At 43.8% G+C, this 25,922-nt stretch carries 19 protein-coding genes; 13 read left to right on the top strand and 6 right to left on the bottom strand.

Annotation, left to right across the window (positions count from 1 at the left end; translation table 11 throughout):
- Position 1: 1 nt before the first annotated feature.
- The 3 genes from G7092_RS10485 to rhaT all read right to left on the bottom strand — a co-directional run bounded on the left by G7092_RS10485 (position 2) and on the right by rhaT (position 4,720).
- Positions 2 to 1,276 carry a sugar isomerase gene (locus G7092_RS10485; protein ID WP_166088927.1) on the bottom strand — a complete coding sequence of 425 codons (1,275 nt, stop codon included), beginning with the start codon at positions 1,274 to 1,276 and terminating at the stop codon, positions 2 to 4.
- 174 nt (positions 1,277 to 1,450) lie between these two features.
- Positions 1,451 to 3,571: a bifunctional aldolase/short-chain dehydrogenase gene (locus tag G7092_RS10480; protein ID WP_166088925.1), complete on the bottom strand. Its 2,121-nt coding sequence runs from the start codon at positions 3,569 to 3,571 to the stop codon at positions 1,451 to 1,453.
- 69 nt (positions 3,572 to 3,640) lie between these two features.
- Entirely contained in the window at positions 3,641 to 4,720 is a 1,080-nt protein-coding gene (gene rhaT, locus G7092_RS10475) for an L-rhamnose/proton symporter RhaT (protein WP_166088923.1), read from the bottom strand.
- A gap of 561 nt (positions 4,721 to 5,281) precedes the next feature.
- Between rhaT and G7092_RS10470 the strand changes: the two genes are divergently transcribed.
- Positions 5,282 to 6,778 carry a gluconokinase gene (locus tag G7092_RS10470; RefSeq protein ID WP_166088921.1) on the top strand — a complete coding sequence of 499 codons (1,497 nt, stop codon included), beginning with the start codon at positions 5,282 to 5,284 and terminating at the stop codon, positions 6,776 to 6,778.
- A gap of 14 nt (positions 6,779 to 6,792) precedes the next feature.
- On the opposite strand, the gene G7092_RS10465 is transcribed toward G7092_RS10470, so the two are convergent.
- Positions 6,793 to 7,989 carry a GTP-binding protein gene (locus tag G7092_RS10465; protein WP_166088919.1) on the bottom strand — a complete coding sequence of 399 codons (1,197 nt, stop codon included), beginning with the start codon at positions 7,987 to 7,989 and terminating at the stop codon, positions 6,793 to 6,795.
- Between the two features lie 104 nt (positions 7,990 to 8,093).
- Positions 8,094 to 8,726: a phosphatase PAP2-related protein gene (locus G7092_RS30900; RefSeq protein ID WP_166088917.1), complete on the bottom strand. Its 633-nt coding sequence runs from the start codon at positions 8,724 to 8,726 to the stop codon at positions 8,094 to 8,096.
- Between the two features lie 141 nt (positions 8,727 to 8,867).
- On the opposite strand from G7092_RS30900, the gene G7092_RS10455 reads away from it, so the two are divergent.
- The 12 genes from G7092_RS10455 (at position 8,868) to G7092_RS10400 (ending at position 24,819) form a co-directional block, all read left to right on the top strand.
- Entirely contained in the window at positions 8,868 to 9,287 is a 420-nt protein-coding gene (locus G7092_RS10455; RefSeq protein WP_166088915.1) for a MerC domain-containing protein, read from the top strand.
- Positions 9,288 to 9,388: 101 nt separating this feature from the next.
- Positions 9,389 to 9,835 (top strand): Fur family transcriptional regulator, encoded by a 447-nt coding sequence (locus tag G7092_RS10450; RefSeq protein ID WP_166088913.1) that lies wholly within the window; start codon positions 9,389 to 9,391, stop codon positions 9,833 to 9,835.
- A complete protein-coding gene (locus tag G7092_RS10445) occupies positions 9,832 to 10,662 on the top strand; it encodes an N-acetylmuramoyl-L-alanine amidase family protein (RefSeq protein ID WP_166088911.1) in 831 nt (276 codons plus the stop codon). Before G7092_RS10450 ends, G7092_RS10445 begins: the two co-directional genes overlap by 4 nt.
- A gap of 322 nt (positions 10,663 to 10,984) precedes the next feature.
- Entirely contained in the window at positions 10,985 to 13,279 is a 2,295-nt protein-coding gene (locus G7092_RS10440) for a glycoside hydrolase family 20 protein (RefSeq protein ID WP_166088909.1), read from the top strand.
- A gap of 201 nt (positions 13,280 to 13,480) precedes the next feature.
- Positions 13,481 to 14,920, top strand: a complete 1,440-nt coding sequence (locus G7092_RS10435; RefSeq protein ID WP_166088907.1) for a serine/threonine protein kinase — start codon at positions 13,481 to 13,483, stop codon at positions 14,918 to 14,920.
- A gap of 44 nt (positions 14,921 to 14,964) precedes the next feature.
- A complete protein-coding gene (locus G7092_RS10430) occupies positions 14,965 to 15,927 on the top strand; it encodes a hypothetical protein (RefSeq protein WP_166088904.1) in 963 nt (320 codons plus the stop codon).
- A 90-nt stretch (positions 15,928 to 16,017) separates the two neighbouring features.
- A complete protein-coding gene (locus G7092_RS10425) occupies positions 16,018 to 17,463 on the top strand; it encodes a PP2C family protein-serine/threonine phosphatase (RefSeq protein ID WP_166088901.1) in 1,446 nt (481 codons plus the stop codon).
- A gap of 136 nt (positions 17,464 to 17,599) precedes the next feature.
- Positions 17,600 to 21,718, top strand: a complete 4,119-nt coding sequence (locus G7092_RS10420; RefSeq protein ID WP_166088899.1) for an FtsW/RodA/SpoVE family cell cycle protein — start codon at positions 17,600 to 17,602, stop codon at positions 21,716 to 21,718.
- 157 nt (positions 21,719 to 21,875) lie between these two features.
- Positions 21,876 to 22,670 (top strand): FHA domain-containing protein, encoded by a 795-nt coding sequence (locus G7092_RS10415; protein ID WP_166088897.1) that lies wholly within the window; start codon positions 21,876 to 21,878, stop codon positions 22,668 to 22,670.
- A complete protein-coding gene (locus G7092_RS10410; RefSeq protein WP_202985252.1) occupies positions 22,670 to 23,005 on the top strand; it encodes a YnfA family protein in 336 nt (111 codons plus the stop codon). Before G7092_RS10415 ends, G7092_RS10410 begins: the two co-directional genes overlap by 1 nt.
- A gap of 253 nt (positions 23,006 to 23,258) precedes the next feature.
- Positions 23,259 to 24,194, top strand: coding sequence for a ring-cleaving dioxygenase (locus G7092_RS10405; protein ID WP_166088895.1), 936 nt, complete (start codon positions 23,259 to 23,261; stop codon positions 24,192 to 24,194).
- Positions 24,195 to 24,198: 4 nt separating this feature from the next.
- A complete protein-coding gene (locus G7092_RS10400) occupies positions 24,199 to 24,819 on the top strand; it encodes an alpha/beta hydrolase (protein ID WP_166088892.1) in 621 nt (206 codons plus the stop codon).
- A gap of 87 nt (positions 24,820 to 24,906) precedes the next feature.
- Here the strand turns inward: G7092_RS10400 and G7092_RS10395 are convergent, their stop codons facing one another.
- Entirely contained in the window at positions 24,907 to 25,419 is a 513-nt protein-coding gene (locus G7092_RS10395; RefSeq protein WP_166088890.1) for a DoxX family membrane protein, read from the bottom strand.
- Between the last annotated feature and the right edge of the window lie 503 nt (positions 25,420 to 25,922).

Here is a 25,922-nt window from a genome sequence, read left to right as displayed (position 1 = left end):
GTTATAAACCTGTTGATACGGCTAATGCGCCTCGTTCGGTAATTAGTTGTTTGCGCACCGCTTGTTGACGGTATACATCCAAAGGTTGTAGTGCGCCGCCTGCCCGTAAACGCGATTCGGCCAGTAACGGGCGCACATCGGTACGGTAGGCTTGTTGTAAAATTTCCTGTGCCAGTACTACATCATTTTGCTGTTGAGCGTGCTTCAGTGCCTGTTGATCGACCAATAATGCCTGGGTATAAGCTATTTTGATGGCTTCTACAGATTGCAATAAATCTTCAATAGGGTCTTTGATATTATGCGATGCATCAATCATCCAGCCGATGCCTGTAGCGTGGTTCATGCCGCGGGCGTCCATACCTTCCACCAATTCATTAAATATCAGGAACAATTGGTAGGGGTTAATGCTGCCGACTGTAAGGTCGTCATCACCATATTTGGAATCATTGAAATGGAAGCCGGCCAGCTTACCTTCCATCAATAGAAGGGATACAATTTGTTCAATATTGGCACCTTGTAAATGATGACCCAGATCAACCAGGGTCTGCGCCTGATCGCCCAATTTAGATGCTAATAGGTACGATTGCCCCCAATCTCCAATGGTGGTGGAATAAAAATTAGGCTCATATGGTTTGTATTCTATCCAAAGCTTCCAGTCGGCAGGCAGAGCTTCATAAATTTCCTGGAGGCTTTCTAATGTGCGTTCAAAGGCGCCACGCATGTTGAGTTGCCCGGGGAAATTTGATCCGTCGGATAGCCAAAGTGATAAAGCTTTGGAATGTAGCTCGATACCATAATTGATCACTTCAATATTATGTTCAACGGCCTGCTTGCGAACCGCTTTATCTACATGGTGCAAGGAGCCATATTTATAGCTATGCTGTTGAGAGGGCTGATCCTGGAAAGTATTGGAGTTTACCGCATCAAAATGCAAGCCAAGCTGTGCAGCCAGCGATTTGATGGAAGCTGCATTATCCGGGATATCCCAGGGAATATGCAGGGATATGGAATTGCTGCTTTTGTTTAAAGCATGTATTAAACCCACATCCTCTATCTTTTCTTCCAGGCTGCGTGGTTCACCACCGCCCGAGAAACGGCCGAAACGGGTGCCTCCTGTGCCTAATGCCCAACTGGGTATAGCCACCTGAAATTCACCCAATTTTTGGAGGATGGTATCCAACCCTTTTATATCGGCGGCCACAAAATCAAACTTCCGTTGGTGCGCGGTTTGTTGTTTGTGGTTAGCTTCGTCAATAATGCTCTTCTCTAATTGCATGTTTATTGGTTTATAATGATGTATTATTAAAACCATGTTATTGCGAGGAGGAACGACGAAGCAATCTCCTCGCTCGCTTATAAACAAGTGAGGAGATTGCCACGCTTCGCTCGCAATGACATGGTGGATTTTAATGTGCTTTGATCTTTTGTCCCTAAATCCTTACTCTAAAAACTATCTTACAAAAGCCATCGCTACCCCGCCATCAACATTCAATACATTACCGGTTGATTTGCTGAGCAAGCCACCGGTAAAGGCAAAGCAGGCATCGGCAATATCGGCAGGCAAAATGATCTGGTTTAGCAGGGTGCGTTTGGCATAGTAAGCAGGTAACTCTTCAACGGTAATACCATAAGCTTTAGCGCGACCTTCGGCCCATCCGCCCGCCCATATGTTGCTGTCGCTGATCACCGCATCGGGGTTTACTACATTTACGCGGATTCCATCAGCACCCAGTTCGGCTGCATTTAGCCTGCTCAGGTGTAGTTGTGCCGCCTTAGCCGAGCCGTAGCCCGCGTTATTAGGCCCGCTTACCAGGGCATTCTTGCTTACTATATTGATAACGTCACCGCCAATATCCTGTTTTTTCATCACGGCTACAGCGGCCTGGGTAACAAAAAACTGCCCCTTTACCAGTACATCATACAATAAATCCCAATCCTGCTCGGTATGGTCGGCAATGGGTTTAGATATAGATAAGCCCGCGTTGTTTACCACAATATCAACTCCGCCAAAAGCTAAGGCAGCGGTTTCCAGGGCGGTATTGATCTGCTCGCTTTTGGTAACGTTCAGCACAGATGTGGTGTAAGCATCTTTACCATATTGTTTTTTAAATTCTTCGGCGGCAGCTTCCAGTCGTTCGGTATTGATATCATTGAGAATCACTACGGCACCTTCGTCCACAAATTTTTTGGCGATGGCTTTGCCAATACCACCAGCGCTGCCAGTGATCAAGGCTATCTTTCCCGATAGTGCTTTAGGTTTCGGCATCCGTTGTAGTTTGGCTTCTTCCAGTAACCAGTACTCAATGTCAAAAGCTTCCTGACGCGGTAACGAGGTATATTCAGATATAGCTTCGGCACCCTTCATTACATTGATGGCATTGGTATAAAATTCGGCAGCTACACGCGCGGTTTGTTTGTCTTTGGAGAAGGAAAACAAGCCTACACCCGGATACAGGATAATTACCGGGTTGGTATCCCTGATAGCCGGACTGTTATCGTGTTTGCAGGTATTGTAATAGTCGGTATACATTTGGCGATAAGCAGCAAATGCGGGAGTCAGGCGATCCTGTAATGCTTTTACATCGCTCAGGTCCTCATCTGGCCGAAGATCCAGTACCAGCGGACTAATTTTGGTGCGCAAAAAATGATCGGGGCAGCTGGTTCCTAAAGGAGCCAAACGCCCGAGATCATGGGAGTTGATAAATTCCACCACACGGGCATCATCCGTAAAATGACCGATCATGTGCCTTTCGCTGGAGCAAAAGCCGCGTAGGATAGGTGCAATGGCAGCAGCCTGTTTTTTGCGGTTAGCCTCATCAAGGCTTTGGATTTTTTGTCCGCCAAACACAGGTCCTTTTTTGCCATAGTTTTCTTCCAGATATTCAGCACAGCGTTCTATAACTTCGAGGGTATTGATGTAGCTTTCATATGCGGTATCGCCCCAAGTAAATAAACCGTGCGAACCCAACATAATACCACGGATTCCCGGATTTTCATCAAGGCATTGTTTGAGTTGCAGGCCAAGCTCAAAGCCTGGCTTTTTCCATTCCACCCAGCCAATAGTGCCGTTAAAAAGTTCCTGGGTTATTTTCTTACCATCTTTAGCTGCCGCTATAGCTATGGCCGCGTCGGGATGAAGATGGTCGATGTGTTTAAAGGGTAAAAAGCCATGCAGCGGAGTGTCGATAGATGGCGCTTTGGAAGCCAGGTCATATATGCAATGGTTAAAAAGCTCTACCATTTCGTCCTCATAAGCTACGCCACGGTAAACGTTTTTAAGGCTACGAAGGCGGTCGACGTATAATGCTGCCAGTCCACTTTTTTTAAGGGTACCGATGTCGCCACCAGAGCCCTTGATCCACATCACCTCTACCTCGCTACCAGTGAGCGGATCTTTTGACATAAGCTTACATGACGTATTGCCTCCTCCATAATTGGTGAGCCGCAGATCGGCCCCCAACAGGTTCGACCGGTATATTAACAGGGCAACTTCATCCCCTTCGAGCCTGGCGGCTTCGGCATCATCCCACAAATAGCTTACGTGTTTGAATGGTGTTGTTCTGACAGACATATATTTAATTATTGAATTATTGAGTTGGTGAATTTTGATTTGAATTACTGAATGTTTTTATATTTTGTTTTACTTAATTGAATTGCCATACCCAACTACCAGTACCGATAAAATAATGACTGCGATGCCGGCTATTACGGTGGCCAATGCCTTTTTACTTACGCCTTTCCATTCTTTTAATACCAGCCCCCACATATTGGCTATCAGGATAATGAAGGCCATGTGCAGTATCCAGGAGCTGGCACCATTGCCCATTTTGCTTTCGCCCATGCCGTAAAAAAAGAACTGCAAAAACCAGGTAGTTCCTGCCAGCGCCGCAAACAGGTAATTTTTAAGCAGGGGTGTTTTTTTATCGGTGTAATTGCCAAAAGTTTTATTACGTGCATTTAATATCATGCACCATATAAAGTTGGTAGTTAAGCCACCCCACAGTATAACAATATAAGTAACGTTGTTCTGAAACAGGAAATTACCCTGGGCAGGGTGAGCAGCCTGCCAAAGCTGATTAGCGGTATCGGCCATGCTTTTACCTGCCTCTATGCCAAAGTTAAAACAGGCGCTCAGCACACCAGATACAATAGCTACCAATATACCCAGGCCAAAGCGATAGTCTTTATTTTCTTGTGCTATTGTCCCATTGGCCGATAATTCTTTTTCTTTCATCATACCTGCTTTGCCACATATCACAATGCCCGCTACGCATAGCAAAATGCCCAGCAGTACCATCTGGCCCCATGACGAATGCAGCATCATGCTAAAAGTATCCTTGCCTGCTTTTGGAAAAATATCGTAATAAACCGATGGTATCAGCGCGCCAAAAACGGAGCAAAGGCCTAATATAATCGTGCTACCCAGGGATACCCCTAAGTATCGTACGCCCAGACCATAGGTGAGTCCACCGATGCCCCAAAGCAGGCCCATAAGGTATGTCCAGCCGATAACAGAACTTTCGGTATGGCTGATAATATCTGCAAAACCCGGAATGGTTAACCATGCGGCCAGCGGAGGTACGATGAACCAGGAAAAAATACCGCCCACTATCCAGTAGCTTTCCCAGGCCCAGCCCTTAACTTTTTTGTAAGGGATATAAAAGCTTCCCGAGGCAAAACCGCCGACAAAATGGAAAAAAACTCCAAAGATTATTTGCATACGTTATCAGGTTATATTGGTAAAGCTAATTTAGGTAATAATTGGGCCGAAACTGTCATGTACTGTCATGGGAACAAGAACCTGCTCTGGTGAATATCGACTCACCCCGGCGTTGCTGCGCTTGCCGACCCTCTCTTCGCCTGCGGCGGAAAGAGGGTAAAGAAAATATTTGTCATGCTGAACGGAGTGAAGCATCTATTCTACGGTCTGTATAGTCAAGAATAGATCCTTCGTTCCTCAGGATGACAAAAACATTTTTTCAATTCCTAAATACCCTCTTTCCGCCGCAGGCGAAGAGAGGGTGATCGAGCGTAGCGATGATCGGGTGAGTCGACTATGCGTTATGCGCTGGAGTCCATTTTGTTAAAAAAGTGGGTTTACATGGTTTACACTTTTCAGGGTTAAAATTGATTTATTTGATTGATAGTCAGATTTTTATATTGATTTTAGTGATAAATTATGTAAACCCACTTTATAGCCTTTTGGGCATCCACCTATTTGTTGGTTACAAACCATTTATCCTTTCGTCCTTTATCTTTTTATTCTAATTTAGGACTTGATATGCAAGCATACATTTTAGGAATAGATATAGGCACAGGGAGCACTAAAGCGGTAGCCCTTACGCTTACCGGCGAGGCTTTAGGCGTGGTACAAAGTCATTACCCCATTAATAGTCCGGAGCCAGGTTACAGCGAACAGGATCCGTTGTTGATATGGCAGGCTTTTGTAAAATGCATGCAGGATATAACTACGCGGATAGGCTATGCACCCGTTGCGGTAAGTTTTAGCAGCGCCATGCATAGTATTATACCTGTTGATGAAATGGGAATGCCGCTATCGCCTATGATTACCTGGGCCGACTCGCGTAGCGAACATATTGCACAGGAACTGAGGCTTTCGGCACAAGGCCCCGAAATATATCGTATCACGGGTACACCCATACATGCCATGTCGCCCTTGTGTAAGCTCATCTGGTTGCGAACCAACAAACCGGAGTTGTTTATACCAACGGATAAATTTATATCGATCAAGGAGTTTATCTGGTTCAAGCTTTTTACAAGTTTTGAAATTGATTATTCCATCGCTTCGGCTACAGGTCTGTTTGATATACTAAAGTTGGATTGGAGTACCGAAGCATGTGCGTTGGCTGGTATCTCAGTCGATAAATTATCAATTCCCAGGAATACTACGTACTATCGTGATGATCTGAACCAGGATACAGCTGCTTTGCTGAATATCTCGCCGCAAACCATTTTTGTTATCGGGGCGAGCGATGGATGTTGTGCCAATTTGGGCAGCCATACCACCGGACCGGGCATTGCCGCGCTTACCATTGGTACCAGTGGTGCCGTACGTATCACCAGTCCTAAACCGGTGTATAATTTTGAAGGGATGACCTTTAACTATTTACTCAATCAGGATACTTTTGTATGCGGTGGCGCGGTAAATAATGGGGGGATAGCGATTAACTGGCTGCTGCAGAATTTTCTGCAAAAAGAAAAGCTAACATCTGCAGATTACGACCAATTATTTGCCTCGATAGATACTGTACCTGCAGCAAGCGATGGTTTGATCTTTTTACCTTATTTATACGGAGAGCGTGCACCGCTTTGGGATACCCAAACCAGCGGCGCATTTTTAAATATAAAACCGGCTCACACCCGTGCCCATTTTTTAAGGGCAGCGCTGGAAGGCGTTTGTTTTGCCTTGTATGATGTATTGAAAACGGTAGAAGATGCCTCGGTGAATATTACCCAGGTAAACATTAGCGGCGGCTTTGTAAGCTCGGCCACCTGGACACAGATCCTGGCCGATATTACCGGTAAAAAGCTGGTGGTATTACAACCTGAAGATGCCTCGGCCGTAGGGGCTATTTACCTGGCTATGCAGGTGTTGCATCCCGAAAGCTATGGTCAGCTTACCCATATAGATCATCAGACAGTTATCGAACCCAATACCCAAAACCATGAGCGGTACAGCAAATTATTTCCGATGTTTAAAAAGCTGTACCGTGATCTCATGGATTCTATGCACCGACTGCATGAATTAGATATTTAAAAAGGGGGCTGCTATTAATGATTATTAAACGGATCGGCAAAGGATTTTCCGGCTAAAAGATCCAGAAATTCGGCATCTGTGATCAGGCAGCTGTTTAACTCTTTTGTTAATTCTTCCTTATTCAGGTGCTCACCTATAAAAACAAGTTCGTTATGACGATCGCCAAATTCTTTTGACCAGTTTTTTTCGATCAGTTCCTGGTTCTCTACAAAGTCGTGAAATTTGATGCGTTTTTGATAAGGCATGCTGGCCCACCAGACGCCAGCGTTCTCCAGGCGCGAGGAACCGCCGGCCTGCGAAAAATTCAAGGCATCGTCAGGAGCCGAAGCTATCCAGAACAAACCTTTGGAGCGAATAATGTTTTGCGGAAAATCATGGTGCAGGTAATGGTAAAATCTTTCAGGATGAAACGGTTTTTTTGACCGGAATACGGTTGAGCTTATACCGTATTCCTCAGTTTCGGGTGTGTGCTCGCCATTTAATTCCTTGATCCATCCGGCAGATTGTGATGCTTTGTCAAAATCAAATAGTCCGGTGTTTAGTATCTCGGCAGGATCAATCCGGCCAAATTGGGTATGTAATATTTTAGCGCCGGGGTTTAGTTTAGTGATCACTGCCTCCAATACTTTTACCTGTTTGGGTGATGCCAGGTCGGTTTTGTTGAGCAGTATCACATCGGCAAATTCAATCTGGTCGGTAAGCAGGTTAACGATGGTACGGCGGTCGTTGGGATCATCAACCAAATCGCGGTTTAGTAATAACTCCGAGCTGCCAAAATCCTTATAAAAGTTAAAGCAATCTACCACGGTAACCATCGTATCTAATACCGAAAAACGACTCAGATCGATACCCGCTTCTTCATCAGCGAAATTAAACGTTTGGGCAATGGGTATAGGTTCAGAAATACCTGTGCTTTCTATCAGTAAATAATCAAACCTACCTTCTTTGGCCAGTTTTTCTACCTCAATCATCAAATCCTCGCGCAGGGTGCAGCAAATACAGCCATTGCTCATTTCTACCAGTTTTTCTTCGGTACGCGATAAGGTTTTTTGATTAGCCACCAGTTGCGCATCAATATTCACCTCGCTCATATCATTCACTATAACGGCCACTTTCAGGTTCTGCTTGTTATGCAGTATGTGGTTAAGCAGGGTTGTTTTGCCGCTGCCTAAAAAACCGCTAAGTACGGTTACCGGTAATTTCTTTTCCATCGCTTATTGTTTGATGCAAATATAATCGATTTGTTTTTAAATGCAATTATGTTGCATTTAAAAAAGAAACATAAATTATCTATGAAGGATAGATTTTCTAACAATTACAGGTTAAAAGCCCGGGCAAAGCGGTAGCAACAGTAAACTATTACCGGAGCGGCCAATACATCCATAGTATAATGGATGTGTTGTATAAGGAGTAATGCCATTACAACAAGGGCAGCAATAAGCGCGATAGCTTTGTCACGCTTTCTTTCTAGATGGAGATAAATAAGCACCATGGTAGAGGTATGGCCCGAAAAGAAGAGATCTTTGGTGATGGAGGCATGCCCATAAAAATAACTGGTAAGCGGGTCAACCAGGGGAACAAGGCCTGTGGGAGGATCGAGCTTTACCAATGTGAGCGATATGAAACGGGCGATACAAACAAATATCAGTGTCCAGATATAGGTAGTGCAAACGGCCGGTTTATAAAAAGCCCTAACGGCCATCAGGATACCCATGCCCCATATCAAGGCAAAAATGGGTATCGAAACATCATAAGCCGGTAAATGGGTGAGTACCCAATCATTAAGTACTATGCCATTACGGTCTTCAATTCCCCTGAAAAAACCTGGCATAATATTAATAATAGCCGTAATAAGGATACTGCCAATGAGTAGCTTGACTTGTTTTAAACTGGTATCATAAGCGGTTAACCAGTTTTGTTTTAATCTATATAGAGCGGTATTGGGCACAGTTTATATATGGATAATGCGTTCAAAAATAACTTATTGACATCAATATTAAGTACTTGTTACCAAATAGTTAAAATAAATTCTGTAAAAATATGAAATTAATCTGATGCAATGATGTTGCGTTTTGATTTATATTTGCGCATGAATATTCCAAAAAATACGTCCTGGCTTGATCATATCGGAATAACAGCATCAACGTTGTGTGCTATACATTGCGCTATAGTACCGGTGCTGTTTACCAGTTTGCCATTGCTGGGTTTAAATTTTTTGGCCAATGTTTGGATAGAATGGGGAATGATTCTGCTGGCATTAACCATCGGGACATATTCCATAGGCTTGTCTTACCTGCGCATACACAAACGGTTGTTGCCTTTATGTTTGCTGATAGCAGGTTTTGCCATTATTTTGCTGGGGCATGTGTTTGTACATGGTTGGTCTGAAGTAATTATAGTACCAATCGGCGGATTGCTGATTGCAGCAGCGCATTTTATAAATTATAAATATATAGGTACCTGCAAATATTTAATAAAAGAAAAGGAAAAAATGGCTGTATGTGAGTGAGATAGTCTGTGAATCTGAACTTTTAGCATTTAACCAAACCTTATTTTAAACCCTTAGTTATTCTTGTTAAATTTGTAAGATTTATATTATACCCTAATTGAATGGCACAAACCCGCAATAATTTTCATTTTGAAGATTTGCTGAACAAGCATCATTTAAAAAAGACCGCGCCGAGGCTCAGGGTTTTATCCATGATGTCGTCAAGAAGTGCAGCCACTTCCCAGCCCGATCTGGAAAGTGTGATGAGCGATATTGACCGTGTTACGCTTTATCGTATCCTGAATGCTTTTGAAGAAAAGGGTATTATCCACAAGGTATTTGATTTAAATGGTACGGCTAATTATGCGCTGTGTTCTTCTAATTGCGACGAGGGCCATCATCATGACGACCACCTGCACTTCAATTGTACTAATTGTAAAAATGTTTATTGTTTGGACGACCTGCATCTGCCGGCAATAACTCTTCCCCCTGGATTTGAACCTACTGGTTTTACACTATATGCTACCGGTTTATGCCCAAAATGCAGTAAAAAAGCGGTTAAAAAATGATTCTTAATAAAAAGCTTTTCTACATCGGCATTAACTGCGGGCTGTTATTTTTATTTCTTGGTCTTTGTTCGTTTACGCCTGGTAGGGATACTATTCCAAGTACTTCTACTTTTAAGTTTAAAACCATCATTATTGATGCCGGCCATGGTGGTAAAGATCCTGGTGCCCGCGGATCATATTCTAACGAAAAAACGGTAACACTGGCCATCGCCAAAAGATTAAAGGCGGCTATTGACTCGCAGATCACCAGCGTTAAAACCATCATGACGCGTACCGATGATACTTTTATCCCGCTTAATCAGCGATCGGCTATTGCTAATCAGAATCATGGTAACCTGTTCATCTCTATACACTGTAATTCATCGCCCGAGGGTAATGCGGCTATAGCACACAAAAGAAAAGGGGTGTTATTACTGGTTTATGGTTTCCACCGTTTAAAAGAGCAGGAAGAAGCGGTGCGTGAAAACTCCTCCATATTTATTGAAAAAGATTACAAGCAAAATTATGAGAGCTATGACGAAAGCGATCCGTCTAACCTTATCATCCTCAATGCTTACATTCAAAAATACCGCAAGCAAAGTATCCTTTTTGGCGATTTGTTGAATACTGAATTTGTAGATACCAATGGTCGCGAAAGTAATGGCGTAAAAGAACAGGGCGTATTGGTACTGGCCCACAGCGCTATGCCTGCTGTGCTCATCGAAACAGGCTTTATCAATAACCCAGAGGAGGAAGATTATCTGAACTCACCCGAAGGCCAAAATGAGATTGTTCAGTCCATTATCAGGGCTATTAATAATTATAAAAAAGCAATAGGGGCTTTGTAATCAGGTGATAGTTTATGATCAGACATTGATCAAATTTGAGTGGCTATAGCATGAAGTATAGTCAACTCACTCGGTCTACGCTTCGCTGGAGCGTAAGAAAAATAGATTTGTCATGCTGAACGCAGTGAAACATCTGTTATTGAACTTTTCAATTGTAGAATAGATCCTTCGTGCCTCAGGATGACAAACAAAAAATCCCCTCTATGCGGGAAGCGGCCAGAGAGAGACAAGCGCAGCGACGTCGGGGTGAGTCGATGCCGACTGTAACCAAACGGAAATATCGGTATAAACAACTATATTCGGCTTTAACAACTCTACGCCGATGATCAATACCTGCACCGCTATTTTAAAAACCATCCGCTATACTTTATGCTTTTGTTTACTGATGAATGTGGTATATGCTCAAATCAAAGAGCAGGGTATTATACCAAAGCCTTACCATATCCAAAAAAACGGTGAAGTATTCAGGTTTTCGCCATCATCAGGTATTGCAATCGGGTCGGGTATCAGCACCGACAATCTGATTTTTTTCAACCAATATTTTTGTCAACTGGCAGGATATAGCTTATCAGTCAAAAAAACTACTGCTCCATCCATCCAATTAAATATCGACTCTAATAAGATCACAGCGCCCGAAGGTTATCATCTATCCGTAACCTCAAAACAGATCAATATTATTGGTCACGATCAGGCAGGCGTATTTTATGGTTTACAATCGCTTCTACAGCTGCTGCATCAATCAAACGGAAAAATAACAGTACAGGGCTGTACAATTGAAGATCATCCACGATTTGCTTATCGGGGGATGCACCTGGATGTGTGTCGTCATTTTTTTAAGGTAGATGCCATTAAAAAATGGATCGATATGTTGGCACTCTACAAGATCAATACTTTTCATTGGCATTTGACTGACGACCAGGGCTGGCGCATCGAGATCAAAAAATATCCCTTATTACAAAGTATTTCGGCCTATCGTGATGAAACCATTATTGGTCATAAAAAGGATAGCCCGCACCGGTTTGATGGCAAACCTTATGGCGGCTATTATACTCAGGATGAAGTTAAAGAAGTGGTGGGATATGCTATGGATCGGCATATCAGCATTATTCCTGAAATTGAAATGCCCGGTCATGCATTGGCGGCATTGGCTGCTTATCCACAACTGGGGTGTACCGGCGGCCCCTACAAAACAGCAACCTATTGGGGTATTTTTGATGATGTGTATTGTGCCGGTAACGAGCAAACTTTTACTTTTTTGCAAAATGTACTGGATGAGGTATTGCCGTTATTTCCATCCAAATATATCCACATTGGTGGCGACGAGTGCCCTAAAACCAAATGGAAAACCTGCCCTAAATGCCAGCAGCGTATTAAGGATGAGCATTTGAAAGATGAGCACGAGCTGCAAAGCTATTTCATCGGTCGCATGGAAAAATACCTGAACAGCAAAGGCCGCCAGATTATTGGCTGGGACGAGATACTGGAAGGCGGATTAGCCCCCGGAGCAACCGTAATGAGTTGGACAGGCGAGGAGGGTGGCATTGCTGCGGCGAAGTTGCACCACAACGCCATCATGACCCCCGAAAAATACGTTTACCTGGATTACTACCAATCCTTGTATCCCAGTGAGCCATTGGCCGGAGGAGGCTATACTCCTTTAAGTAAAGTATACAACTACGAGCCGATAACCAAAGAATTAAGCGGCGATGAAGCCAAATATATTAAAGGTGTGCAAGCCAATGCATGGAGTGAGTACCTTGCCAGTACCGCGCAAGCCGAGTATCAGATATTTCCACGGATACTGGCTTTGGCCGAAATTGGGTGGACAGATAAAGTAAATAAAAACTACCCCAACTTTTTGAAACGGTTACGCTACGAACAACCATTACTTAAACAATTAAATATCAATGCTGCTGATACTTTTGACGAAATTACCGACAGTGTAATGGAGTCGGCAGATCATCAGGTACAGTTGGCTTTAAGCAGCACATTGCCGGGTGGACAAATCTATTATACCACCGATGGAACTGTGCCGGAGGGAAAAAGTAAAAAGTATAGTAAACCGTTTATCGTATCCGCATCAGGACATATAAAGGCAGCCGTATTCAGTGATACTAAGCAATACGGACGCGTTTATGAAAAAGATTTTCATCTCCACAAAGCCATCGGAAAAACGGTAACGCTGGTCAATCAACCACAGGGTGGATATAACCCCGGCAACACATTTGGTCTGGTGAACGGAGTTTTTGGCAGTAAACTATATAACGACGGACAATGGTACGGTTTCAATGGTGATGATTTGGAGGCGGTAGTTGATCTGGGGAAAATTCAGCCGGTATCACAGCTGGGTATCAATATTTTAAAATACCACTGGCAAAAAATGTGGGAACCCACACTGCTCACTTTTGAAACATCAACAGATGGTGAAAACTATACCGAAGTATATCGCCAAACCACTTTTAACGATAATGGCATCAATGCGGTAAGGGCGAATATAAAAGCTACACAAGCTCGGTACATCCGTGTAAAAGGCACTAATAAAGGCATCATCCCACCCGGCGAATATATTGCCGGTGCCAAAGCTTGGTTAATGGTGGATGAGTTGATAGTGCGGTAGATGTCTGAACTTGAATTTATCGAATTTTAGAATTACCCGAATTCTGAAAATTCCAAAATTCGATAAATTCGAGTTCAGACAGCCATCCATATTTTTTTTCCTAATTTTATACCAAACACTAATGCGTGCGTTATGTTGAAATAATATAATGTTTATTATGCAATTATTTTACACAGAAAGCACCGCGAGGACAACTACTCCATGAGCAAAGTATTTACAATAACCGAGGGTTTAGAAAATATGGGTGCTTTACGAACGGGCGGCCAGGGCTCAGTTTACAAAGGCAGGCGCTACGGCCCCATCATTACCGCAGTAAAACTATTACCTACCCCCATCCATACCGAAAGTACCGACGATAAGAATTTTCGTAATTTTCAAAACGAGGTTGAAAAGCTAAAAAAGGTAAACGAAGAACCTAACCCTAATGTAGTTAAGATCCTGAATTCGGGCATTACAGAAAGTGGTTCGTTTCCGTTTATCGAAATGGAATTTATTGATGGCCCAGATCTGGAGGATCTGTTGAAGCCGCCACACGAGCCCATCTTCACCATTAAAGAGATCATTAAACTGGCCGATCAGTTGGCTAACGCCTTGTCGCACTGCCATAAGGTCTCTGTAAAGCACGGTGATATCAAAAGCAATAACGTCAAATTTAATATCCATACGGGAAATTATGTATTGTTGGATTTTGGTCTTTCGGCCATGTCCGATGATCAGCGCCGTACCAGTATCCGTCACGCCGGGGCCATAGAGTTTATGGCGCCCGAGCAAAATGAGGGGCTGATGTATTTTCAGACCGACGTATACAGCTATGGCGTTATTCTTTATGAGTTAATAGCGGGCCAGGTACCGTTCCCACTACGCGATAATGGCGAAACCGCGCGTAATGCCGTAATGCTGGCCCATATGGAATCGCCGGTGCCGGATGTGATGGAACTGCGCAGAAACAATCTGCCAGAAAGTTGGGCCGATAAGAAAAAAGAGCACGAAATGCTGGTGCCGGCCTGGCTGCTTCAAATAGTAGCCAAATGCCTTAAAAAAGACCCGGATGATAGGTTTGCTGACGGTATTGAGCTGCAGGAAACGCTGATGCACAGTAGTATATCGGCAGTAAGCAATAACCAGGGTGATGACACCTGGAACTCGTCTGTATTGCTCAAAGAGAACGAGCGTTTGCAAGGCCTGCTTTTGTATTACCAGGAGGCTGAGAATAATAAAACCATTCAGCCGGCGATAGGTGAAGGGATTGAAAGACCTGTAGACGATGGAAAGCAGGTGCGCATGTCGAAACCGATTTTTTTATTGTTTATGTTTCTACTGTGCGGGTTTACCGTGTTTTCGGCAGTAGTGCTGAGCAAATATGGCGACAAGATATATCACGGAGTTTATAACCGGCTTTTTAAATCGGCAAAAAAGCCCGTGGATTCTACCAAAAACGTTATTCTTCCTCAAAAGAAGGAGCCGGAAAAACAACAACCAGATACAACTCCTGCTAATGATGAATCGGGTATACCACCAGATGTTGACTCGCAGGCCGATTCGATACTTAAGGGGATGAAATATAAAAAATCAGGAAAAGAGGAGCCCCAGTTTTATCGCGACAGCGCCAAAACAAAGGACACGTCCAATTTGAATTTTTAGATTTGAGTATAATATTATTTAGAGTTTAGAACTTAATATAAAGAATGGAACCAAAATCAACATTCTGGCAAAAAATAGGCTTGCAGGATTGGTTTTTACCCAACGGTAAACCAGCCAATGCGGCAGCCGAAAGTATAAAGGCACTTACCCCCGATGATGTTTATTTATACATCATCGAAAAATTTAAAGAATCTATCGGTCAGCTTTCATTTGCCGATAGGGTGGTATTTTATCACGAATTCATCATCAGCTTTAACGAAGAAGATTACCAGGAGTTTATCAATAATCGTTCGGGCCTGTTCGGTATTATCGTTAACGAATCGGTAAAGAAATTCTATGAGCTGCTACGCGAATACCAGGAAGTTGGTAAAAAGGTAGAGCCCTCCAGCTCCAAATGGGTGTTCCGGCTGGTTTCGCATCCCGATTATGCCAAAGGCGATAAAGGTTTTATTGGTAAGCTGTTACCGGGCAGCGATAAAAAGGAAGAGAATTTACGGGTAACCTTTATCCCCCGCCATACAGGTGTGGCGCAAACGCTCGACATCAGCAACGATATACTGAAGGGCTTTACCTATTACAGCGAAGGTTACTATGAACTGCCTTATGCTTATGATCTGAACCATAAAGAAAAAGAAATTGACCGCCCCGGCGATAAAGTGTTGGCCCGCCTGGATACTATTATGCCCGATAAGCAGTTTGTGGGCCGGAAGGTAGAGTATCTGGTAAAAGATGATGATATTGTAGTATCGGGCAATGAAGAAAGCCGCGAAGAACGTGCCGTGTTCAAAGTGCCCAGCGATTGGGTAAATACACCTCACCTGCGTATCCGGCTTAACAAGGCCGACGGTAAATTTTACCTGGCTTCGTTTGGCGAGCTTACCTTAATTAATGAGCAGGAAGTGCCTCGCAGCGATGTAAACGCGCCACAATGGGTGGATCTGCCCTTTAACTCCAAAATATTGCTGAATGGCATCATTGGCATCAACCTATTTAAACCCGAAGTATAATGTCGCAAATATTATCATTCGGGTTGTTAGCAATAGGCGTTTTATTATTAATGGCCCATTTTATCGACATCAAAAATTCCAGTAAAAACCATGGCAAATAATTTTTTCGGAATAACAGATATTGGCCGGCAGCGGGATAATAATGAGGATACCTTTATTGCCCAAAAATCCGGTGATGGCAATTTTATTATTGCCTGTGTAATTGATGGCGTAGGCGGCTATGTGGGTGGGGAAGTAGCGGCCGATATAGCACGCGAGTGTATCCTGGAACAGCTCTCCTATATTGCCGGTGATGTGGTGCCTTTACTGGTAAATACCATTAATATAGCCAATCAAAAAATATACGACAAAAAGAAAACAGACAAGCAATTGGAGAGTATGGCCTGTGTGCTCACACTGGCCGTGATTGACATGCAGAACAACCAATTTTATTACGCCCATGTGGGCGATACCCGTTTGTATCTGTTGCGTGACCATACCCTGATCAAGATCTCCAAAGATCATTCCTTCGTTGGTTTTCTGGAAGATTCCGGGCGGTTGACTGAAGAAGCGGCCATGGATCACCCAAAACGAAACGAGATTAATAAGGCACTTGGGTTTAATCCCGAAATATCTAAGGACCCAGATTTTGTGGAGACGGGGCATTCGCCTTTTCTTCCCGGTGATACTTTACTGGTTTGCAGCGATGGCCTGACCGATCTGGTTGATAAAAGTCTCATCACGGCTATCCTGACCGGTAGTGACTCCATTGAAGAAAAGGGCCAAAGACTAATTGATGCCGCCAACAGCAAAGGTGGAAAAGATAATGTTACCGTAGCCCTGGTTCAAAATGATAAGGCCCCGCGGCAACATAGCGCTACCCGCCCCGCAACAGCAAAAGTTACTGATGAGATCATCGATCCGCTGGCGCAGCCTAAACTGCCCGATGGTCCGGTATCTATCCCGGTAAGGAAAAAAAGTAATCGGGGAAGTATGATCATGCTTTTTATATTGCTGGTTTTGGCTTTAGCCGGTTTCTTGTGGCAGTTTTGGCTCAATTATCAGTTGAAGCAAACAGCAGTAAAAGTACCGGTCATCCCTGTTAAGGTAAAGAATGCCCAGGAAATTAAACTGCAGGATACCATCAATAAGCTTAAAGGAAAAACGCTGATTTTATCTGCCGCCGATTATCCCCAGCCCATTATTTTAACCGATAGCCTGCATATTGATGGCGACAGTTTGTATATCAAAGCAAAAGGAAATATTCTGTTTAAATGCGATTCCCTATACCGCGGCCCTGCGCTTACATTGGCCGCTACCTGTAAGTTCATTGTGCTGGATAGCGTTGCTTTTGAAGGTTTTAATACAGCTATTACTACGCATAACGATGCCCTGGTGTTAAAGCATGTAATATTTAATAGTTGTGTAACACCGGTACAAACCTCATACAGTTTCCCGGCTAATAAACAGGTTTCTGGAAGACTGTTTGGAGGCATGTTTAAAATAGACAGTTTGAGAGGAGTCAAGAACCAAGAGTCAGGAATCAAGACAAAATAATGAGGGATGGAGAAATTTTTTAGTTGTAAAAGTATAAACCAAAAATTAAGAAACGTCAGTCAGCAATCTGGATTAAGAATATTGAATAAACTCTTGATTCTTGACTCTTGGTTCTTGACTCTATCTTCTACTCAAAATGGATAAGTCACCAGGCAGGGGAATGGAGCGGCTGTTTTTATTGCTGACCGGTATTATACTGGTTGCGCTTTTTGGCAAACTTTATTTTGTACTGCAACAAAAGTTTGTGGATGTAGATAAGCGGCTTCAGGATGGCACCATCGTTAACCTCAATACACCTAATACCGCCCGTAACGTGGCTGCTTTGTTACAAAAAGGGTATTATTTTGATGATCCCAAAGATGTTGATTATATCCGGGCCACTATAGCTTCCAAAGTCAATGTTGGTGAACAGATTGATAATGCTGGTGAGCTGAACAAACGCCGCTACTATGTAAATGCCGATGACGCTTTCGCTAATGGGGGTGAATCATTCAAAAAAAGAGTGCAGGTGTCCCGTTCTTTATTGGGCTATACCGGCGATGATTCCGTTCGCTTTACACAAGAACGTGTTCATCCCCCGCAATTACCGGCACAAACCGACCTGGGCTTGGGCGAATACAGTATATCTGGAACCATCCATCACAAAGAACAGGCTATTGGTGGTGTGCTGGTTAGGCTGAACATGATATTACCACAGGATAGCATCTATACCGATGAAGAAACCATAGCCAGAGGAACCACCACACAAGCATCCGCCGCTTATAAAAAAGTTTATGTGATCAACGCGGATAAAAAGCGCCAGCTGCAATCGCTCACAGCCTTTGCCCGTACCGATGCCGAAGGACATTACGCTTTTAAAAACCTGCCGACCGGCAAAGCTTTCGAAGTACTGCCATTACAACCGGGTTTTGAATTTGGCCGCTCACAGGGTGTGGTAGAGTTGAATAAAGATAAAACGCTTAATTTCAGCCAGGCACCACACACGATAAAGCTATTATCTACTCGCGATTTTAATATCCTGAAAAAGGAAGGAGCCTTCATCGTTCGTACACATGAGGAGTTTAACGAATGGTACTGGATCATCGTAGGAAGTTTTCTTGCAGGTTTCGTGATCATACACCTGCTGCTCAGCACGCTTTATCCGCAGGCCGATCAGTTGATATTGCCACTGATCATGTTGTTAACCGGTATTTCCATATTAACGCTATTGAGTTTACAAGATCCATTGCGCGATCGTTTTTTGGCTAAAGACACCTTAATATATTTAGGCATTGGAGTGGGTGGTATCTGCATCATGCAATTCTTCAACTTGCGTCGCTTTAATGCCGATTCAACGCTGTATAGATTATTGTTTTTTAAAGGTGCACGCAGCGCGGCCAATGGCTGGCCCTGGGCTTTGGTGGCTATGGCCTTATTATTCGGTACTATTTTATTTGGTACCGGCCCCGAAGGCAGTGGGGTAAAGGTAAATCTGTTGGGTGTGCAGCCCAGCGAGATTGTAAAATACCTGATCATGATATTTCTGGCCGGCTTTTTTGCTGCTAATGAAAAATTCATCAGTCAGTATGCCAGTTGGGGTAAGCGCTGGTCGTTCTTCTCCTTCGCACTCATCGCTACGGTGATCACCCTGTTGCTGTTTTTGGTACTGGGCGATCTGGGCCCGGCGATGGTGATCTGTTTTACCTTTATTATCCTGTTCTCTTTTTCGCGCGGCGATTTTATGTACATGGCTGCTTATGTGATACTGTTTGTACTGGCCACCTGGATTTTTGAAAATGTGTGGATCAGTGCGGCTATTACTTTTGGTGTATGGGGTATTGTGGCGTTTTTTAAACCACGCTTGCTGAGCGAATCGTCCTTTATGGCCTTGATCGTGATCACGGCATTTTTAACCATCGATAAGATTCCTGGTCTGGACAAGATCATTCCCGGGCCAGTAGAACGTTTAACAGAACGTAAAGCCATCTGGCAGGATCCCTGGAACAATGAAGTGTATGGTGGCGACCAGGTTGCCAACGGACTTTGGGCCATGGCTAGCGGAGGCTTAAGCGGCACCGGTGTAGGCCAGGGTTTTGCCAAAACCATTCCCGAGGCGCATACCGACATGATCCTGCCATCCATCGGCGAAGAATTTGGCTGGGCTGGTATGGCCGCCATCTTTATATTGTTCCTGCTTTACCTGCATCGTTCCATCATCATAGGTCGGCAAACAGGCACACCGCTGTTGTTTTACCTCAGTGCGGGTATTGGAGTTTGTAGTTTTGTGCAGTTCATCCTCATAGCCGGTGGCTCTATCGGGGCATTGCCCTTATCCGGCGTATCCCTGCCGTTTGAAAGCTATGGTGGCTCATCGCTGGTCATCAATATGGTGGCGGCGGGTTTCCTGTTGTCGGTATCTTCTGTAAAAGGCACGCAGGTACAAATGAGTTTTATCACCAAACAACAGGATAAAAACCTGGTACCAGCTTTGGCAGCTGCTTTGGCCGCGGTAATTTTGCTCACCGTGAATGTTTCGCGCTATAGCGCTGATAACAAACACTGGGTAGTAAAACCTGCTTTGGTGGCCGATAAAGGCGGTCTGCGGATGTTCAGCTATAATCCGCGTATTGCCATATTGATGAATAAACTGCAGGCGGGCTCGTTGTTGGATCGAAATGGATTGATCCTGGCTACCAGCAAACCTGAACTGATTGAAAAGCAAAAAGAAAAACTGGCAGCAAGTGGTTTAACAACCCATTATGATTTGGATTCAGCCATGCATAAGCGGTTGGAGCGGTATTATCCTTTTGAAGAAAATATGTTTTTCTGGACGGGCGACGAAAACACCGGTGTATTTAACGGCAGCACCAACGGCTATTTCGCCGAGTATGAACATGCCGCCGAGCTGCGCGGCTTTAAAATGCCGATAACCAGCTATAATGTTAAAGCATCCCGCTACCAGGAAGATCGATTTTTACCCCGCGGCATGAAGGAGATGACCGTGAGCAAACGCGATTACAGTGCGTTAGCTCCGCTGTTGCTGGCTGATATAAACGGTCCTGAAATAGCCGCCTTTAAAAATAAAAACCGCGATGTACAATTGACTGTAGACGCTGAATTACAAACCGGGATACAGCAAGCCATAGCAGCCGATACCTCCTTACAGGATAACCGGGTTTCGGTGGTAGTGATGGAAGCCAATACCGGCGATGTGCTGGCTTCGGCAGTGTACCCGTTGCCACCTGTGCATAACTGGGATCAACTGACCATGTCGCAGGGCGATCAGAATAAACTGGCCACCTGGATGACTACGACCGACCTGGGTTTTACCTATGCCTCGCAACCGGGATCGACGGCCAAAGTGCTTACGGCCATGTCGGCATTTAATAAGCTGGGTATTGGCGCTGCAGATGTGGTGTACCATGTAAGTACCGAAGAACGTATCCGTACTAAAGGCATCGAACCCGATGAAACCGGGATGATCACCATGGCCAGGGCCATTGCCAAATCAAACAACGTGTATTTCATCAAACTGGCCAATCAACAACACCTGGAAGAGTATATGGGTAACCTGTATATGAAAACGGGTATGTTTTTGCATGGCGTAGGCGGTTATTATTATAATAAACCACCCGAAAATGATGAGCAGGAAGAAAAATGGCGTAATCTTTGGCGCAAAACCGAGTTTAACACCAAACCCCGTTATGATCCTAACAATATCCATAAAACCAGGGCCAAAGGCATCTCGGGTATGGCCTGGGGACAAGGCGAATTGATTGCGACCCCGGCGGCTGTTGCCCGACTCATATCGGGCGTAGCTAATGAGGGGATGTTGCACCCTAACCGTTTTGTGCTCAAGGTCAATGACACGGCAATAGCAGTAAAGCCAGCCTTTAAGCTAGCCGAAAAGCCGGAATATGCAGCTTTGCTGAAACAATATATGATAGCGCAAAGTGCACCAAAAGTGCCTATATTGCACATAGCGGTGGCCGGTAAAAGCGGTACGCCAGAGCGTATTGTAAAAAATAAAAGCGTGAATGATGGTTGGTATGTGTTTTTTGCCCCCGAGGCTAAAGGCACAGGCAATATGGTGGTTTGTATCCGGATAGAATCAACCCGGGGTTCATCAGATGCTGTTCGGCTGGCTGGAAATCACATCATCCCGCTGTTATTGAAAAAAGGTTACATGAAAAGTCTCGAGCCTGAAAAAGTGGTAGCTCGTGAAAAAGTGGAAGCGCCTGAGGAAATAAATTTTCCGGGGGATACCACGCAGTAAGGAAGCTTTTGGAACAATGATTTTTGGAACAAGGAGTAAAGATTTTTAGATAAAGGATTTTGGGATCGAGGAGTAAAGACAGAACTGTAAAAGTATTTTGTATCGTTCAAAAATCTTTGTTCCTCGATCCCAAAATCCTTACTCAAAAAAAGGAAATATGGCATTTAAATTATTCAGAAATAAGGGCGAGAAACGCGATTGGGATGTGAAAAGTCTGCGCGATGCCCTTTTGCGTTTTATCAAAGAGTCGTTACAAAAAGTAGAAGGTGGCGAGGGTGGGCATATCAAGGAGCTGCTGCTCTATATAGCAACAAGTGCCGAGGACAAGCACTTGTATGAAGGCGCAGTTTATATTCACGAGAAAGAAAAATTCAGAAACGAGGTGCAAAAAATTGCCGATGATTATGCGCTTGACTTACCATCTGATTGGACAATTGAGGTGGAATTTGTGGATGAGTTACCTCCGGAAGCAAACTCTATTCCGGACCTGGATGCTGCATTCCTGATGCACACCCGCCGGCAGGTAATGCATAACGCGTCATCAGCAGTAGCTTATATCCGGATATTGAATGGGGAAGCCGAGCAGGAGGAATACATGATCAAGGCCACCGACGATAAAATAAACATCGGTCGCGATAAAAAAGCGGTAACCGATAATGGTTCTTTCCGGCTAAACAAATTGGTGTTCCCGGCTGACAGCAAAGATGAAAGCAATAAATTCATTAGCAGACAGCACGCCCATATTGAATGGAATAAAGACTCGGAATGCTTCATGATATTTGCTGATGAAGGTGGTGTGCCTCCCCGTAACAAAACTAAAATCCATATTGCTGCTGATGGGAAAATGATTAAGCTGAATTCTACGCAGATCGGTCACCCTATGAGCGAAGGCGACCAGGTGATCCTGGGCGAATCGGCGGTGTTTCTGTTCAGTACCAAAGCAGAAGGATAATGACCGTTATCAGATCACTACTCATTTTTATCCTGGCCGGCCTTTTTGAAATAGGCGGCGGTTACCTGGTTTGGCAATGGTTAAAAGAAGGCAAACCATGGTGGTATGGCCTTTTAGGCGGTGTAATACTGGCCCTTTACGGTGTGGTAGCCACCTGGCAAACCGCAAACTTTGGTAGGGTATATGCTACGTATGGCGGTATATTTATTGTATTGGCCCTGCTCTGGGCCTGGAAAGTGGATGGTTTTCGTCCGGATAAATATGATATCATCGGTGCGTTAGTAGCCTTGATAGGAACTTTCATTATTATTTACATGCCGAGAAACGCGGTCTAGACTCACCCCGTCTGCACTTCGTTGGACGACCCTCTCTTCGGCTTCGCCGGAAAGAGGGTGAAAAAGATCCCCTCTATGCGCGAAGCGGAGAGAGGGGTGACAAGCGCAGCGATGTCGGGGTGAGTCGTCTCGATCCTTGCTCCAAATCTCCCTTTTATTTCTTATCCTACATTAAGTGTAAACCTTGTTTTACACGGTAACTTTGAATCATCAATTAAAACAATTATTAATTTTTGATCACGAAAGGAAGATAATGGAAAATACAATAAACGGCATCCACCACATTACTGCAATTGCAGGTAACGCCAAAAAAAACTATGATTTTTACACCCGTGTTTTGGGTTTAAGGCTGGTTAAAAAAACAGTAAACTTTGATGATCCGCAAACTTACCACCTGTATTATGGTGATAAGTTGGGTACACCTGGTACCATCCTTACTTTTTTTCCATGGGAAGGTATTACCGCCGGTAGGAGAGGTGCACGTCAGGCTACCGAAATTGGTTATAGCGTACCCGAAGGCAGTTTGGATTTTTGGTTAAAAAGACTGGAAGCTAATAATGTACTGTATAACAAACCGGCCGAAAAATTTGGCGAACAATACCTTACTTTATTGGATCCGGATGGATTGAAGTTGGAACTGATAGTCCCCAAAACTGCCGATAGCAGGCTGCCCTGGGAAACCGCAGAGGTGAAAGCAGAAAATGCTACCCGTGGTTTCCACAACATCACCATCACTACCAATAAAATGGATGCTACAGCCAAAATATTAACCGATGTGTTTGGTTATAAATTATTGGAACAGCATGTGAACCGTTTCCGCTTTGTAACCGATGCGGTAGATAACGCGGCCATAGTTGATCTGGTTGAAGTAGCCGGAGAAGTTGCAGGTCATGTAGCCGGAGGTTCGGTACACCACGTAGCATTCCGTGTTAAAAATGAGGAGATATTAATGCAATACCGCGAAAAGATTGCTGCATTGGGTTTACATATCACCGACAAGATCGACAGGAATTATTTTTACTCGCTGTATTTCCGCGAACCGGGTGGCGTATTGTTTGAGCTGGCTACCGATAATCCTGGTTTTTCTGTTGATGAACCGGTTGATCAATTGGGTAGCGGTTTAAAATTGCCAGCACAATATGAGAATATTCGCGAGGATCTGGAAAAATCGTTACCTTCATTAATATAAAATCATGTACACGCATCGTAAACAGATAGTTACCGCGGGCGAGCCCGCAGATCAGGCCAAAAAAGCCATGATCATGCTGCATGGGCGTGGGGCATCGGCGGTGAGTATCCTCACTTTAAAAGATCACCTGCAACTGGATGGTTATGCCATTTTTGCACCACAGGCTACCGAACACAGCTGGTACCCTTATAGCTTTATGGCGCCGATAGCGGATAACCAGCCGGCATTGGATTCGGCGCTGGAAGTGATTGGTAGTTTGGTGGAGGATATCAAGCAGCAGGGCATAACGCAGGAGAATATTTATTTCCTTGGTTTTTCGCAGGGAGCATGTTTAACGCTGGAGTATGTGACTCGCAATGCCGGTAAATATGGTGGTGTGATAGCTTTTACAGGAGGATTGATAGGTGAAAGGCTGATCAATGAAAACTATAAAGGCGATTTTGATCAAACCCTGATACTCATTACCACCGGCGATCCTGATCCGCATGTGCCTGTTAGCCGTGTAAATGAAACGGTGAGCCTGATCAAAAAGCTCAACGCCAACGTTACCCTGAAAATATATAAGGGCCGTCAGCACACGGTAACTGCCGAAGAGTTGGCTTTGGCTAACAATATATTATCATAAATATATCTCCAATAAGTAACAAAAAAGGCCGCTGAGAAGCGGTCTTTTTTGTTCATAACAGTAAATACTGCTATCTCTTTTAAGTACCTAGCAGATCATGTTGTCCGTAGTTTCAATTGGTTCATTTTTTTCCATCAAACAAGCACCCTGCACAGTTGCACCAATAACCACTCCCGCTGATAGCAGTACCAGATTCTTGATAATGTACTGGCCTAACAAAGTAGGAACAAAAATATTAACAGTCCATGTATCATGCGGAAAAAAGAATAAAGGCAACATGGTTCCCACCATTTGAAAATAAAGCAATAATAAAGTAAAGCTAAGCCATCGTTTAAAAATGAGTCCTAAACCTATGGTGCACTCCCAACAGGCAAGTATAGGCAAAGCTACAATGGGCTTAACCAAACCAAAAGTTAATTTATAAATGGTTTTTCCTGCAATTACTTCGGCGGCACTTAATCCGTGAAAAAATTTGATGGCACCAAACCAGATAAAAACAATCCCTAAAGAAACCCGCAATATGCTAAGCCCGTTTTTTACCTTCCATTTAACCATAGTGCGCTCTGTGGTTATTGCAAAATTAATGAACCTGCTTATCATAAAAGGAAGTTTAGATAGATGTGTATATCAGATGTATACCACAGATACGGGAAAAGTACTTCGACAGGTTTTCGATTTTAGGAAATAACTTACACCCTTGTTGTTTAGAGATATCATGTTTCAGGTTGAGTATATCTTTCAGAGAAATCAACCTGCAAAAACCTGTTTATTTCTCCAATCAGTTTTCTTATTCTGCAACGCGCGTTAAGTTAAAATTAATTTTATTTCAATTTAATACAACCAATTCCTATATATTTTGTTGGTCTTATAACTGTTTGTTATACAGGTTATTTGTAGGCCGACAACTCAAATTAACCTTTATTGTGAAGTATTTGCAGCTTATCATTTCATATGATAAGCTATAAAATAGCATTGTATCACTATCAAAACCAAATATAAAACTATGGATAAACATCAACAAAATCACCGCCTCAGCAGCTTAACATTCATCAACAAAAAGTGGAGTAGATAATACTTTTTGACATAGATGGGCCAAACCGGTT

It is taken from the genome of Mucilaginibacter inviolabilis, from assembly GCF_011089895.1.
Taxonomy (GTDB): domain Bacteria; phylum Bacteroidota; class Bacteroidia; order Sphingobacteriales; family Sphingobacteriaceae; genus Mucilaginibacter; species Mucilaginibacter inviolabilis.
This window is presented reverse-complemented; position numbering and strand designations above follow the sequence as displayed.

Coding starts and splice junctions, on each gene's coding strand:
- G7092_RS10485 (WP_166088927.1), bottom strand. CDS start 1,276: ATGCAATTAGAGAAGAGCATTATTGACGAAGCTAACCACAAACAACAA.
- G7092_RS10480 (WP_166088925.1), bottom strand. CDS start 3,571: ATGTCTGTCAGAACAACACCATTCAAACACGTAAGCTATTTGTGGGAT.
- rhaT (WP_166088923.1), bottom strand. CDS start 4,720: ATGCAAATAATCTTTGGAGTTTTTTTCCATTTTGTCGGCGGTTTTGCC.
- G7092_RS10470 (WP_166088921.1), top strand. CDS start 5,282: ATGCAAGCATACATTTTAGGAATAGATATAGGCACAGGGAGCACTAAA.
- G7092_RS10465 (WP_166088919.1), bottom strand. CDS start 7,989: ATGGAAAAGAAATTACCGGTAACCGTACTTAGCGGTTTTTTAGGCAGC.
- G7092_RS10455 (WP_166088915.1), top strand. CDS start 8,868: ATGAATATTCCAAAAAATACGTCCTGGCTTGATCATATCGGAATAACA.
- G7092_RS10450 (WP_166088913.1), top strand. CDS start 9,389: ATGGCACAAACCCGCAATAATTTTCATTTTGAAGATTTGCTGAACAAG.
- G7092_RS10445 (WP_166088911.1), top strand. CDS start 9,832: ATGATTCTTAATAAAAAGCTTTTCTACATCGGCATTAACTGCGGGCTG.
- G7092_RS10440 (WP_166088909.1), top strand. CDS start 10,985: ATGATCAATACCTGCACCGCTATTTTAAAAACCATCCGCTATACTTTA.
- G7092_RS10435 (WP_166088907.1), top strand. CDS start 13,481: ATGAGCAAAGTATTTACAATAACCGAGGGTTTAGAAAATATGGGTGCT.
- G7092_RS10430 (WP_166088904.1), top strand. CDS start 14,965: ATGGAACCAAAATCAACATTCTGGCAAAAAATAGGCTTGCAGGATTGG.
- G7092_RS10425 (WP_166088901.1), top strand. CDS start 16,018: ATGGCAAATAATTTTTTCGGAATAACAGATATTGGCCGGCAGCGGGAT.
- G7092_RS10420 (WP_166088899.1), top strand. CDS start 17,600: ATGGATAAGTCACCAGGCAGGGGAATGGAGCGGCTGTTTTTATTGCTG.
- G7092_RS10415 (WP_166088897.1), top strand. CDS start 21,876: ATGGCATTTAAATTATTCAGAAATAAGGGCGAGAAACGCGATTGGGAT.
- G7092_RS10410 (WP_202985252.1), top strand. CDS start 22,670: ATGACCGTTATCAGATCACTACTCATTTTTATCCTGGCCGGCCTTTTT.
- G7092_RS10405 (WP_166088895.1), top strand. CDS start 23,259: ATGGAAAATACAATAAACGGCATCCACCACATTACTGCAATTGCAGGT.
- G7092_RS10400 (WP_166088892.1), top strand. CDS start 24,199: ATGTACACGCATCGTAAACAGATAGTTACCGCGGGCGAGCCCGCAGAT.
- G7092_RS10395 (WP_166088890.1), bottom strand. CDS start 25,419: ATGATAAGCAGGTTCATTAATTTTGCAATAACCACAGAGCGCACTATG.